A 13,082-nucleotide genomic window follows, 5' to 3' on the forward strand; every position below is an offset into this window, starting at 1 on the left:
ATAGATGGCAGACTGGGGAGAAAAAAATTATAAAAACGACAATACAATGGTTCCGTAAAAAACAAAAAAGCATCCGCCTGAGGAGGATGCTTTAAATGTACTATACCCAATAAAACATTGAGAGTATTTACTCTTAAAAGCCTAAGCTAGTTCATAAACCTACTAAATGATTCCCAGTATTTATCTTTATAAATCTCATATTCAATATCAACCTGTGAACCAAATTGGTTTTTAATTTCTTCAAGCACTATTGAAGGCTTTCTGAAGTCTTTGCAGGCAAAATAAATCTCTCTTAAACTATCTGCTGTTTCCCGCCCTAAATTTAAATAACCTTCTGAATCTTTAAGTTTTACCATTAAAAAATCATCTTCAATTTCATTTAACAAATTAAACGTTTCGTTATCAGGAAATCCATTATTATCCTCTCCGTTATATCCTATTTTTATGGAAACAATCCAAGGATGCGAAGGTTTTGCATCCCATTCAAACAATGTCGAATTAATAACTGCCATTAAAGGCATCCCATTATTAAGTGTAGCTTCAAGGTTTGCATAACCATCATTTTCAGTATCATGTCTTATCCCTTCATATTTTTCTACAAATTCTTTTTGTCTCCAAATTAAGAAATCCTTCAGTTTTTCAATAGGCACTAACTCTTTAGTAGCATCAGCGGAACCAATCACATTAATACTATCAATATTTTCAGTAAAATGCAGTTCACCAAGATAATTATCCAAAAAGATAAATGTTCCATTCGTAATAGTCGATTCGATCTCTTTAGTACAATCTAAATGAACAATTGTAATATCTATTTTATCCGGAAATTCATTTTCATCATTTGAATAAAAAAACAAATTGTCTTTATCAAAAGTACAACCATTCATTTGTATTCCTAAATTATTAATCTCTACTGCTGGTTTTAATGCAGTAAATTTCCAATTCGGAAGATCAGGAGCAGCATTAACCAATTCTTCTACAAAAACAATATTTTTAATATTACCATCGGCAGTTAAAACTAATTCTGCAGTAGTATCATTTGTCATTCCTGCCAAAAAGAAGTAGCCTTCTTTTAACTCACCCAATTTAGGAGATAATTTATCAAAAAAATCTTTTTCAATATTTTCCCCTTTACTCATCACTGCTTTAAAAAAATCTTTTTCGTTTTTTTCAAACCAATTCCAAAAATCAGCGTACGATTTTATAGCTATGTCTTTTTTTCCTAAAATACTATTGATTAATCCCATTATCTATACTCTTGTTTTTCTATAAATTATTTTACAGTTCGTTATGTATTATTTTACTTTCAAATATAACAAAAGAGCAAGACATTTAAAAAATAAATTAACAAATTCAAGCTACTACTCTGACGTTTCAAGCTGAAGCACTACATTTTGATATTTTTCTCCCAAAGAAAAAACCTGTTCAGCCAAAAACATTAAAACAACTGGAATAATAAAGAATTCTACTTCATTCACAACATATAGAAAATAAGTCGTACAAATAAAAATACGGAAATATTCAAGGTAATAAATCCACTTTCGTTGTTCTAACAGCGCTCCGCAATTGATAAGAGTAATTATGATAAAAGACAAAACAAACATTCTATCAGATGGATCCAAAGAATCAAAATAATAAGTAAAAATAGTTAGCAAAAACGTACTTATACCAAGCTGTAAATAAAGGTAATTCTTGAATTTAAGTCGGTGACTTGGATTGTCTTTGTCTTGAAGAAAACGCTTTTCTAGTATTGGACGGATATCTTGATCCATATCGGCAGGACTTCCAAATATAGCATTCCAACGGGCTTTAAAACCTTTGGAACGTTTCCATAGTTCATAAATTTCAAAATAATAATGAAAATGCTGCCAAAGAAAACTATAACTTTTTAAAGGATGCGTTAATCCGTATTTAGGTTGTTCTTCCTCTTCCTGAAAAGTTCCAAAAATCCGATCCCAAAACGTAAACATGTCACCGTAGTTTTTATCCAAATATTTCTCATCAGAAGCGTGGTGAATGCCATGAACTGAAGGTGTGACAAAAACATATTCTAACCATTTTATTCTCTTTATAACCTGCGTGTGCGTAAAAAAAGAATAAGCACCATGCACAATTAGCATTGTAATAACCATCTTGGGATGAAAACCTATAAACGGCAATACGCACCAAAAACCAGTACGAATAATTGCCTGAAAAGTGGTTATTCTTGCTGCAGCTGTAAAATTAAATTCACTGCTGTGGTGATGTACAATATGTGCTGCCCAGAAAAAATTTACCTCATGTCCCAATCTGTGGTACCAATACCAAACAAAATCTGTAGCTAGAATTAGTCCAATCCAAACTAGAAAATTACTCGGAATGTCAAAAATTCTGTAATTATTATAAATGTAATAATACAATTGATAAAAACTAGCCGCAATAAAAAGATTAATCAATCGCTCAGCAATACCAATACTTATGTTCGAAACAGAGCTTTCATAATTGAATAATTCAGGCCTGTTACTTCGTTTTGCCAATCGAAATTCTATGTAAACAAAAAGAAAAAAAGCAGGCATGGCAAAAGCCAAAAAATTAATATGTTCCATCCTAAAAAAATAACCTGATAGTAATACGTTAAAAATACTGAGTAAAAGACATTTTCATTAACTATATACTTACACAACTAACCACTGCTGTATTTCAAAAAAAAAAATATCAAAAAAATACAATATGTAGCCAATGAAAATTATCTTAAACCAGTTTAAAGCCAATTCTAAAACTCAATTGCTTTTAATTCTGTTTGAATTTTTTTTCAATCAGTTTAATTTCTTTTACTTGCTGAACATCGGCTACTTTACGCAAAGCAATTACATAAGCTGCAATACGTGGTGTTATTTTATATTTTACAGAAGTAGCAAAAACTGTTTCGAAGCTTTTCTCTAAAATATCTTCCAAACGTTTATTAATCTGATTGATTCGCCAAGATTCTAAAAGACAATTCTGAAGCCATTCAAAATAAGATACTGTAACTCCACCTGCATTAGCCAAAATATCTGGAACTACTAAAACATTGTTCTCATGCAAAATTGTATCAGCATCTGAAGAAACAGGGCCATTAGCACCTTCAACTATAATTTTAGCACGAACAGATCCTGCATTTACTGCCGTAATCACATCTTCTTTGGCAGCAGGAATAAGAACATCTACATCTAACAATAATAAATCTTCATGTTTTATAGCAACAGCATTTGGATATCCGTTAACGCTTTTGTTATTTAAATTATAATACAAAATAAGCTCTGGAATATTAATCCCTTGTGGGTTATAAAAAGCTTCAGAAACATCACTAACAGCAACAATTTTTAATCCTTTTTCAAATAAAAATAAAGCAGAATGAAGTCCCACATTACCAAATCCCTGAATGGCTGCAGTAGATCTTGCTGGTCTCAATTTTAATTTTTGAAGCGCCAGAATACTTATAATACTTACTCCTCTTCCTGTAGCTTCTACCCGACCCAATGAACCACCTGAATGCAAATGTTTACCTGTTACAACAGAGTGAATCGTTTTACCATGAATCAAAGAAAACTCATCCATTAACCATCCCATTTCATCAGGACCTGTACCCATGTCTGGAGCAGGAACATCTTTATCAGGTCCAAAAATATCCGACAAAGCATTGGTATATTCCCTTGTGATTTTTTCTAATTCTGTTTTAGAGTGTAATCTTGGATCACAGATAATCCCACCTTTGGCTCCTCCAAAAGGAATTCCAGTTACTGCCGATTTCCAAGTCATCCATGCTGCGAGGGCTTTTACCTCATCTAGATTCACAGCTGTATCATAACGAATACCTCCTTTAGACGGTCCTAAAGCAGTATTATGAATTACACGATATCCTTCAAAATTTTGTTCAGTACCATTATCTAACGTGATAGAAAAATTAACTACTATTTGTTTCTCTGGTCTTTGTAATTTTTGCCTAACCGATTCATTCAATTTAAGAATATCGGCAGCTATATTAAAACGATCAATCATCGATTGAAAAGGGTTTTGTTTTACGATTTGTGAACTCATAATTTTATGGGGTGTTAAATTATATTTTTATTAAATAAGCATAGTAATTGAAATGCAAACAGCATAAAAAAACTCTTTCGAAACTGTTACGAAAGAGCATAAATATTATTTTAGAAACAATAGCAACTTCTGCAACAGGGAGGGATTTTCATGTGGCAGCTTTGCATCATAATGTTACTATTTATAGAATATAATCTCATATTTATTTTATTATTAACCTTGAATGTTTTTTTTACCATTAAGAAATTAAGTTCTATTAAGTTTAAAATACTTAACCGCTAAATTTTATTTTATCTCTAATTCTTCTAAATTATAGCTATTTAAAAATGACACAGATTTAAACCTATCTAACTATTAGTAAAAACAAGAGCAATACTTAATAAAACTTAACTTCTTAATAGTTTATATTATTTACTTTTTAAAAATCTTAATTTAAAAAGCTTTTTAAACTAAATAACCAAACCATAGAAAACCTCCTCATACAACAAATCATACATATAACACATTATCGTGTCACAGTCATAAGGGATTGTATTTTGGCTTTCGTTTCTCATTTCTTTTACAAATCTATAAATATATTTCTAATATTCTATAGAATTAGTAGAGTTATTTTTATAAAAATTTAGAACTTACTGAATAGCAAGCATTTAATCACTCTTTAACCAACCCGTAATACTCATTCTTGTATTTTGAGTAATCAATACTTCGTGAACCAGTTCATCGCTTTTAAAAAAAACAGTTTTACCTTGTGTAGGGCTAATTTTTTGATTGTTATCTAACTGATGAATAAGCAGTTCGCCTCCATCACTTTCTTGCCAATTGGCATTTAAATAACTAATCATTGAATATTTTCTGCTTGGATTATTTTTAAATTGATCTAAATGTTTTAGATAAAAATCACCCTTTTCATATAAAGAATAATGAAATTCATAACCCGTTATTCCAGCAAAACAACTACTATTTAAATAAGCAATAAACGCTTCTATTTGTACAAAGAATTCATTTTCGAATGCATTATTGTGCTTTTTGTCAAGCCAATAAATCGAATCACTACGAATAGCTCCATCATAAGTCACTTTGTCCAGATTTCCGACACCAGCATCGAGCAATAAACTTTTGGCATTTAAATCAAGAAGATTTTGTTTTAAATTATTTGCCAATTCTGTACTCAAAAAAAATTCAGATATACCTACTTTATTTTCAATATATGTAGTAATCAAAGCTTCAAAGCTATTTTCCATTTATGTTTTTTGATGGAATGCAAGTACAACCAACGGAGCAAGGTAGGCTAAATTAAATATGCAGTACTATAATCGAAGATAAATAATATAAGTTAAACCATATTACAGTCTCTCAAGGCTTTTACTTGTTTTTTTAGGTATGATAAATAATACAAAAAAAAAACTAATACTCTTAAAAAACTGTTGAAACAATAACGTACTATTCATATAATTCTTAAATCCTAATAGATTATAATAAAAAAGCTGTCTTTTGAGACAGCTTTTTTATTCTTTACAATTTACTAATATAACTACCGTAAATATCCTTAAACTCGTATCCTTCAGAAAAACGATCCTTACTTAATTTTTTATATTCAACCAATCCCCATAATATAAACTCTTTCATAAAATAGTGATCTGCTGCGGGTAATTCAGGTTGGTATTTTTTTAGTAAAACATCCAATGGCTTAATTCCATCAAGAATTTTCTTGTATTCAGCATCTGAACAATCATCTAATAATTCAAAACCACTTTCGGTAAAGAACCATTCGATTATATCTGTATATGGTGTTTTTTCGTTTGGTTTCTCCAATTTTTCAATTTTCGGAAAATACGTTGGGAAAAATGTTCTAATGGCATCACCTATTAAGTGCTGGGCAACAATAGCTGCTCCCTCCTGCTCTCCTTCATAAACCAACTCAACTTTTCCTGTAATAGCCGGAATAATTCCCATAAAATCTGATAAACGCAAACTAGTTTTATCAACACCTGCACGCAAAGCACGGCGCTCGGCAGTACTTAATAAATTTTCGTAAGCTGTAATACTCATTCTCGCACTTACGCCACTCTTATTATCAACAAACTCACTTTCGCGAGCTTCAAAACTAATTTGCTCTAATAAATCCTTGGCTAAACCTGGTACATATACCAACTCTTCTTGCTCAGCATCTAGTTTAGCTTCTTGCTCTGTAATTGTTCTGGCAATTGCCACTGTTTCTGGATAATGAGTCAGAATTTGAGATCCTATTCTATCTTTTAATGGTGTAACTATACTTCCACGATTAGTATAATCTTCAGGATTGGCAGTAAATACAAATTGCATATCAAGCGGCATTCGCAACTTAAAACCCCGAATCTGAATATCTCCTTCTTGCAAAATATTAAACAGCGCCACTTGTATTCTAGCTTGCAAATCGGGTAATTCATTAATAACAAAAATACAACGATTGGCACGCGGAATCATTCCAAAATGTATTACACGATCATCTGCATATGACAATTTTAAATTAGCTGCTTTTATAGGATCAACATCACCAATCAAATCAGCAACAGTAACATCTGGAGTTGCCAATTTTTCAAAAAAACGATCGTTTCTATGTAGCCAACTTATTGGAGTTGCATCTCCTTTTTCAGAAATTATATCTTTTGCAAAACGTGATATCGGATTCAACGGATCATCATTTATCTCCGAACCTGTTACAAATGGAATATATTCATCTAACAATTCGACCATCTTACGAGCCAATCTTGTTTTAGCCTGACCACGAAGCCCCAATAAATTAATATTATGACGTGATAAAATAGCACGTTCTAATTCAGGAATAACTGTATTTTCGAATCCATGTACTCCATCAAAAACTGGTTTTCCTGATTTTATCTTCTCACGAAGATTATTACGTAATTCATCTTTAATACTTTTGCTTTCGTATCCTGATTTTTTTAATTCGCCTAATGTGTTTATATTTTCTATTTTCATATCTATTTTGTTTAAAAATCGAAAGATTAAATGATTTAAAAACTCATAAAATCTTCAATTTTTATTTATTATTATTTATTCTGAGAGTTACACATTGTTTCTTTCCTGTGAGGAGATGCAATGCTAACCTTTGTAGCTTTGTACCTCTGAACCTTTAGACACATTTCGGTGCGTCTCTAAAGGAAACCTTTGAACCTCTGAGCCTTTACAATTTTGAATCAGCGCACTCGTTTTTTCCTATTAGCTTCATAATCTTCAAAAATCATTTCTCCCAGTCCTTTCAGCCCAGTATAAAATGCTTTTCCTTGATTTGCTTCGGTAAAATGATTGACAAAACGCTGCAAATAAGGATCATTTGCAATCATAAATGTAGTAATTGGAATATGTAATTTTCTGGCTTGTTGTGCCTGATTATAACACTTATCTACAATGTATTCATCTAAACCATTACTATTCATATAATAAGAACCATCACGTTCACGAACGCAACTTGGCTTACCATCGGTAATCATAAAGATTTGTTTATTGGTATTACGTTTTCGACGTAATAAATCCATTGCCAATTGTAAACCTGCTACTGTGTTAGTATGATAAGGTCCGACTTTTAAATAAGGTAAATCTTTAATCGCAATTGTCCAGGCATCGTTTCCAAAAACCAAAATATCGAGTGTATCTTTAGGATAGCGCGTAGTGATTAATTCAGCCAAAGCCATGGCGACTTTTTTGGCAGGAGTTATACGATCTTCTCCATACAAAATCATACTATGGCTAATATCTATCATTAAGACAGTGCTCATTTCTGATTTGTATTGTGTTTCTTCAACAACCAAATCATTTTCGGTGAGCATAAAACTATCTACACCATTATTAATTTGTGCATTACGCAAACTTTCTGTCAGCGAAATTCGTTCAAGACCATCGCCAAAATGAAACTCACGGAATTCACCCGTATGTTCATCACCATTTCCAGCGTATTTGGTTTTATGATTTCCGTTTCCAGAGCGTTTTAAATTCCCGAATATTTGATCAAGTGCTTGTTGTCGTATCGCACGTTCAGTTTTAGCAGTAATTCCTATTCCCGAAGAACCATCTTCTTTTACTTCGTCTTTTATATACCCTTTCTTTTTCAGATCTTCTATAAAGTCATCGATGGTGTAGTTTTCATCTGTAAGTTTATATTCTTTATCCAATTCTCGAAGCCAATCTATAGCTTCATCAAAATCACCCGAAGTATGGGTAATTAATTCCTTGAAAATGCCAAAAAGTTTTTCAAACGGAGACTGATTTGGCGCTTCGTACGTTTTAAAATAAAACCCCTTTTTATGTTCCTCTTTCATAATTCTAAAATTACACCATTTTAGAGTCTAACAAAAACAAACAGATATTAATTTTTAGTTAAAAGATTCTGCTAAAAGCGCCTCATAATCAGTATAAATCTACTGCTTATTCAAACTTCCCTTCGAGATAGTACCAAACATTATTTTCCTGTTTAAAAGTAGAAAACTCATAATGTGTTTGAGGTACTTTATGTTCATCTAAAAAATAGGCTTTAAACGCCACAGTAGTTTCTGTGGAACTAATAATCTCCAATCGAAGCCATTCATTGGCCGTAGCCCAATTCAAAATATCTTCTTTCGAATAATATTTCCTTTCAGAAGAATGGGTTGTAGCCAATAAATAATCTGCATCTTTAATAACGTAAGCCGAAAAACGAGAGCGCATTAAAGCTAAAGCTGTTGGTGCTTTTAGATTATTCTTGAGATACAAACCACAGCAATCATCAAAGTGCAAACCTGTATCACAATAACATTTGGAATTTTCCATGAAAGTAAAATCTAATATTATTCGGCAGTATTTATCTTTTGATGCAATTGATTCAGTAAGACCTGATATTTACTAATCTCGATTAAATCATCATCTTCTTCAGAAAAATCAAGTAATTCATCTAAGATATCACTTACTTCTACTAGTTTATTGTTCGCAGATTTATTTTGTTTTGCAGCAATTAAATCTATAATCTCCTGAACACTTTCTTTTAAACCGCTGAATTTATCGTTTTCCATTTATTTATATTTTATTTATCCGACGAAGTTTTATCTTCATTGAATTTCTTTACAATTTGTTTTAATTTTTCTTTACGCGCAATTTCAGCCTGTTTTACCTTATCCTGCGCTTTGTGCAACTTATCGTTGTGTTTCTTGATATTCCTTTCGTTATTTCTTCCCATTATTGTATCTCTTTTTTAATTTCTTCCAATGTTTTATTGGTAAAAATAAGTTCATTTATAATTGATTCTCTTAAAACAGCAATATCATCATAATCAAAATATTTTGCCCACGAAGTTAATTGCTGTAAATTTCTTATTTGTTTAATTCTTTTTGCTGTATCAAAACTTGTTCTGAGTATTGCTTTATTATTGTATTCAGGATTATTTTTGTGTTGATAATTGGCATTGTTCTTATTAAAATCAGCCTCAATATAATACAGCTTATCGGTTGCATTATCAGGGTAAAAAGAACTCCACGAAGCAAAACCTAATTTAAATTTAGACTCTGTTTCTGGTTCCAATGCGATTAAACGCCATTTACTATTGGCCAATCTTCCCCAATGATTAGAAAAACGATACATCCCTAAATCTGAATAATAATAGGCACTTCCTGCCTTACTTTCAAACTGAATTTTCAACCCCTCCACTTCATTCATTGTTACTTCCTGAAAAACACAAAATGTATTTTTGAACGAATTGGGATTTGGTCTAAAGTTTTTTTGCATGTGCAAATATACTCAGATTGTCACGAACTCCCTAAACCAAACAATATATTGATTAACTTTGCACCATCAATTTTTAAATAAAAATATCATGACAAAAGCTTCTCAAGAAAAAATGTTACAAAAAGGGGTTTATACAGGAATAATGGAGAAGGACGAAAATAACAATTATTTTTGTGGTATATACCTTTTGGATTACAAGATGGCACATGCTAATCACGTAGTTGGAGATTGGATTACTATAAAGTCTATAATCGAAAATCCAAGCGATATTAGTTATAACAAATATCCGAAAAAGTCAAAAAACTTTGACAAAGCAAATAACAAACCTGAGCAAAAATAAAACGATTATTTTGAAAGTTTTAAACTTTCATACACTATTTGCATAAACAGCATACTTTTCACACCTCAAAATCAATATTTTAGATATTTTTTGAATATTTTTTACTACGAAAGTAAAAAGTTAAAAAAAAGTGTACCTTTGCAAAAAATTTGTCTTTTTTGAATTAAACAAATATTAATTTCAATCTAATAGACAAGTAGTTATCTTATTTATGAAAAAAATAGTTGAATACCGCAAGTTACTTAATGTAGACAAAACTGCAGAATTAAAAGATTTAAAAACCATTTACCGTAATGCTATGAAAGAATGTCATCCTGACAAATTTCAAGGTAACGATGCTGGTTTAAAAGAAGCAGAAGAGAAAAGTAAATTAGTTATTGAAGCTTATCATTTTTTGGTAAGTATCAATCCTGAGACAATTAAACTAAACTTGCCAGAATATACAGAAACAATCGCTACTTCATCTATTACAGATTACAAATTTGTAGAAGGAAGATTAATTATTGATTTCTCAAATGGTAGTGTTTACGAATACATCAGCGTACCAAAGGCTACTTACGTAAAAATGGTAAATGCAGAGTCTCCTGGAAGATTTGCAAAAAGACATATTCTTAACTCTTTTACTTGGAGAAAGAAAACAAATCAAGACTAAATTTTATAGTTCTTATAGAAAAGCATCCACCACTGGCGGATGCTTTTTTTTTGCTGTAAAAACACATAAATTATTATTTTTTATTTTTAAATAAACACAAAACAGTAGCTCCTACTTACTAAAAACGACACAAACAAACTGATTACGAAGTTTTTACCCTACAAAAAACTATAACAAAATTTTAGGTTACAAAATTATTTATGTCTTATAATTTTAAATACTTTTGTTCCACAAATCAATTAACTAATTAATAATGAAAAAAATATTTTTTTTACTTGCTGCTTCTATAGCAATAATTTCATGCAACAAAGTTAAAGACGGAGAATACCTTATTACTGGAACTGCAAAAGGAATTGAAAACGGGAAAACTATAATCCTACAAACTCAAGATCCAACTACTGGAGCTCCAATCTCTGTTGACTCTGCAAAAGTGGAAAATGGAAAATTCGAAATTAAAGGTAAAGTTACTGAGCCTGCATTTCACATATTACAGTTACAAGGAGCTCAAGGTCCTATTCCTTTTATCCTTGAAACTGGAGAGATTACAGTTGTTGTAGATAAAGACAGCATCCATAAATCTAAAATCTCTGGAACATACAACAATGATGAGTATGTAAAATTCAATGATGAGCTTATGAAAGTTCAAAAGAAATTAGTTGATTTCCAGAAAAAAAACACTGCAACTATGAATACTGCTCAACAAGCTAAAGATACAGCAGTAATCAATGGTTTAATGAAAGAATTTATGAAAATCCAAGGTGATGTTCAAAACGAAACAAAAGCTAAGTATACTACTTACGCTGAGTCTCACCCAAAATCTTTCATTAGTGCATTAATCATCAAAGGGATGTTAAACGACCCTTCAACTGATTTGAAAAAAGCTGAAGCTCTTTATACTAGTTTAGATGAATCAGTAAAAAACACTAAACCTGGTAAAGAAATAAAAGAAAAAATCGGTCAAATGAAAATGCCTGCTGTTGGTGCTAGTGCTCCTCCAGTTGGTAGCGCAAACTGAAGGTCAGATTTTTCTGCTCCTAATCCAGAAGGAAAAATGGTATCGCTTAAAGAAAGTTTAGGCAAAGTTACTATTGTAGATTTTTGGGCTTCATGGTGTGGTCCATGTAGAAAGGAAAACCCGAATGTTGTAGCTATTTACAAAGAGCTACATTCAAAAGGACTTAATATAATTGGTGTTTCTTTAGACAAAGATGCTAAAGCTTGGAAAGAAGCTATTGCAAAAGATAATTTAACTTGGACACAAGTTTCTAACTTAAAATTTTGGGATGAGCCAATTGCTGCTCAATACGGTGTTCAATCGATTCCTGCAACATTTATATTAGATGCATCAGGAAAAGTAGTAGCACAGGATTTAAGAGGCGACGAACTTAGAGCAAAAATATTAGAGCTTTTAGCTAAATAATATCAATTTTAGAATAAAACAAAAAATCTCCCTAGTGGAGATTTTTTTGTTTTATTCAATACCGAACACAACTTTCCAACTTAAGCGTCTAAAACGGGTCAATAATGACTCAATACAGCTTATCAATTCCCTCATAACTTTTATACTTTTTGTATCTGAAAAAGCATCCGATCAAGATTTATGTGTAAACAAAATCATGACTCAACATTAAACTATTTAAAATAAAAAATCTCTGTAGTATTTTTTATTTTCTTTACTAACTGCTCATTTACTGTAAATACAGTTTATAATTAATCATTTTAAGAAGTTACAATAACCAAATAATATCTATCTTAAATATTTTTTCATAATATCTACAATCAATTCATCCAAAAAACCGTTTAAAATTCTTGAGAGGTAAACAGTTTAAAACAAAAATCAGAAAGTTTTCAACCTAATATTGCTAACGTTTAAGATAAAATAAAATATTTTTCACTAGTCACAGTTTTTTATTTTATTCAATACCAACGAATTAAAAAACCACTTAAAATAAACTCAAAATTAAGTGCGATTTTAGTTTGCAGAATTAAAAAGTGTTCCTATATTTGCAACCGCTTAGAACAACAAAGCGCATTAATACAAGCTTCGGGGAGATACTCAAGCGGCCAACGAGGGCAGACTGTAAATCTGCTGTGAAAACTTCGCAGGTTCGAATCCTGCTCTCCCCACAAAAGGAGAAAAGAAGTGAAAAAGGCAACTTTATCAATCTTTTCAAAAACCTAAATGTTTAAAACCTGCTAATCTATCGATTAGCAGGTTTTTTTTTAAAGCACTTTTCATTATTTTCAAAACCCTCAAAGTTAAAGGGGATCAATTTAATTTAAGAATAT

13 protein-coding genes, 1 tRNA gene and 1 pseudogene are annotated in these 13,082 nt (G+C 31.1%); 5 read left to right on the plus strand and 10 right to left on the minus strand.

What is annotated here, in order from left to right:
- Window positions 1-146: 146 nt before the first annotated feature.
- From OIU80_RS16850 to OIU80_RS16895, 10 genes are all read right to left on the minus strand, one after another.
- Window positions 147-1,244, minus strand: coding sequence for a DUF695 domain-containing protein (locus OIU80_RS16850; protein WP_264288154.1), 1,098 nt, complete (start codon window positions 1,242-1,244; stop codon window positions 147-149).
- 114 nt (window positions 1,245-1,358) lie between these two features.
- On the minus strand, window positions 1,359-2,582 hold the full coding sequence (locus OIU80_RS16855; protein ID WP_264288155.1) for a sterol desaturase family protein: 1,224 nt from the start codon (window positions 2,580-2,582) through the stop codon (window positions 1,359-1,361).
- A gap of 184 nt (window positions 2,583-2,766) precedes the next feature.
- A complete protein-coding gene (locus OIU80_RS16860) occupies window positions 2,767-4,053 on the minus strand; it encodes a Glu/Leu/Phe/Val family dehydrogenase (RefSeq protein ID WP_264288156.1) in 1,287 nt (428 codons plus the stop codon).
- A 647-nt stretch (window positions 4,054-4,700) separates the two neighbouring features.
- Window positions 4,701-5,294 (minus strand): 2OG-Fe(II) oxygenase, encoded by a 594-nt coding sequence (locus tag OIU80_RS16865; RefSeq protein ID WP_264288157.1) that lies wholly within the window; start codon window positions 5,292-5,294, stop codon window positions 4,701-4,703.
- A 271-nt stretch (window positions 5,295-5,565) separates the two neighbouring features.
- Window positions 5,566-7,029: an AAA family ATPase gene (locus OIU80_RS16870; RefSeq protein WP_264288158.1), complete on the minus strand. Its 1,464-nt coding sequence runs from the start codon at window positions 7,027-7,029 to the stop codon at window positions 5,566-5,568.
- A 218-nt stretch (window positions 7,030-7,247) separates the two neighbouring features.
- A complete protein-coding gene (locus OIU80_RS16875; protein WP_264288159.1) occupies window positions 7,248-8,366 on the minus strand; it encodes a vWA domain-containing protein in 1,119 nt (372 codons plus the stop codon).
- A gap of 106 nt (window positions 8,367-8,472) precedes the next feature.
- Window positions 8,473-8,853, minus strand: coding sequence for a YchJ family protein (locus tag OIU80_RS16880; protein ID WP_264288160.1), 381 nt, complete (start codon window positions 8,851-8,853; stop codon window positions 8,473-8,475).
- Between the two features lie 17 nt (window positions 8,854-8,870).
- The gene (locus OIU80_RS16885; protein ID WP_264288161.1) at window positions 8,871-9,092 is read right to left on the minus strand and encodes a hypothetical protein; all 222 of its coding nucleotides are present in this window, start codon (window positions 9,090-9,092) and stop codon (window positions 8,871-8,873) included.
- An 11-nt stretch (window positions 9,093-9,103) separates the two neighbouring features.
- Window positions 9,104-9,256 (minus strand): hypothetical protein, encoded by a 153-nt coding sequence (locus OIU80_RS16890; RefSeq protein ID WP_195737856.1) that lies wholly within the window; start codon window positions 9,254-9,256, stop codon window positions 9,104-9,106.
- Window positions 9,256-9,801: a hypothetical protein gene (locus tag OIU80_RS16895; protein ID WP_264288162.1), complete on the minus strand. Its 546-nt coding sequence runs from the start codon at window positions 9,799-9,801 to the stop codon at window positions 9,256-9,258. Before OIU80_RS16895 ends, OIU80_RS16890 begins: the two co-directional genes overlap by 1 nt.
- A gap of 88 nt (window positions 9,802-9,889) precedes the next feature.
- On the opposite strand from OIU80_RS16895, the gene OIU80_RS16900 reads away from it, so the two are divergent.
- The 5 genes and pseudogenes from OIU80_RS16900 (at window position 9,890) to OIU80_RS16920 (ending at window position 12,920) form a co-directional block, all read left to right on the plus strand.
- A complete protein-coding gene (locus OIU80_RS16900) occupies window positions 9,890-10,141 on the plus strand; it encodes a hypothetical protein (RefSeq protein ID WP_129538942.1) in 252 nt (83 codons plus the stop codon).
- A gap of 211 nt (window positions 10,142-10,352) precedes the next feature.
- Window positions 10,353-10,793, plus strand: a complete 441-nt coding sequence (locus OIU80_RS16905; protein ID WP_264288163.1) for a KTSC domain-containing protein — start codon at window positions 10,353-10,355, stop codon at window positions 10,791-10,793.
- Between the two features lie 253 nt (window positions 10,794-11,046).
- Window positions 11,047-11,808 carry a DUF4369 domain-containing protein gene (locus OIU80_RS16910; RefSeq protein WP_264288164.1) on the plus strand — a complete coding sequence of 254 codons (762 nt, stop codon included), beginning with the start codon at window positions 11,047-11,049 and terminating at the stop codon, window positions 11,806-11,808.
- 18 nt (window positions 11,809-11,826) lie between these two features.
- A pseudogene (locus tag OIU80_RS16915) lies at window positions 11,827-12,213 on the plus strand (peroxiredoxin family protein); the annotation flags it as partial.
- A gap of 626 nt (window positions 12,214-12,839) precedes the next feature.
- Window positions 12,840-12,920, plus strand: a tRNA-Tyr gene (locus tag OIU80_RS16920).
- The last annotated feature ends 162 nt before the right edge of the window (window positions 12,921-13,082 follow it).

This window comes from Flavobacterium frigoritolerans (assembly GCF_025847275.1).
Classification (GTDB): domain Bacteria; phylum Bacteroidota; class Bacteroidia; order Flavobacteriales; family Flavobacteriaceae; genus Flavobacterium; species Flavobacterium frigoritolerans.

Coding starts and splice junctions, on each gene's coding strand:
- OIU80_RS16850 (WP_264288154.1), bottom strand. CDS start 1,244: ATGGGATTAATCAATAGTATTTTAGGAAAAAAAGACATAGCTATAAAA.
- OIU80_RS16855 (WP_264288155.1), bottom strand. CDS start 2,582: ATGGAACATATTAATTTTTTGGCTTTTGCCATGCCTGCTTTTTTTCTT.
- OIU80_RS16860 (WP_264288156.1), bottom strand. CDS start 4,053: ATGAGTTCACAAATCGTAAAACAAAACCCTTTTCAATCGATGATTGAT.
- OIU80_RS16865 (WP_264288157.1), bottom strand. CDS start 5,294: ATGGAAAATAGCTTTGAAGCTTTGATTACTACATATATTGAAAATAAA.
- OIU80_RS16870 (WP_264288158.1), bottom strand. CDS start 7,029: ATGAAAATAGAAAATATAAACACATTAGGCGAATTAAAAAAATCAGGA.
- OIU80_RS16875 (WP_264288159.1), bottom strand. CDS start 8,366: ATGAAAGAGGAACATAAAAAGGGGTTTTATTTTAAAACGTACGAAGCG.
- OIU80_RS16880 (WP_264288160.1), bottom strand. CDS start 8,853: ATGGAAAATTCCAAATGTTATTGTGATACAGGTTTGCACTTTGATGAT.
- OIU80_RS16885 (WP_264288161.1), bottom strand. CDS start 9,092: ATGGAAAACGATAAATTCAGCGGTTTAAAAGAAAGTGTTCAGGAGATT.
- OIU80_RS16890 (WP_195737856.1), bottom strand. CDS start 9,256: ATGGGAAGAAATAACGAAAGGAATATCAAGAAACACAACGATAAGTTG.
- OIU80_RS16895 (WP_264288162.1), bottom strand. CDS start 9,801: ATGCAAAAAAACTTTAGACCAAATCCCAATTCGTTCAAAAATACATTT.
- OIU80_RS16900 (WP_129538942.1), top strand. CDS start 9,890: ATGACAAAAGCTTCTCAAGAAAAAATGTTACAAAAAGGGGTTTATACA.
- OIU80_RS16905 (WP_264288163.1), top strand. CDS start 10,353: ATGAAAAAAATAGTTGAATACCGCAAGTTACTTAATGTAGACAAAACT.
- OIU80_RS16910 (WP_264288164.1), top strand. CDS start 11,047: ATGAAAAAAATATTTTTTTTACTTGCTGCTTCTATAGCAATAATTTCA.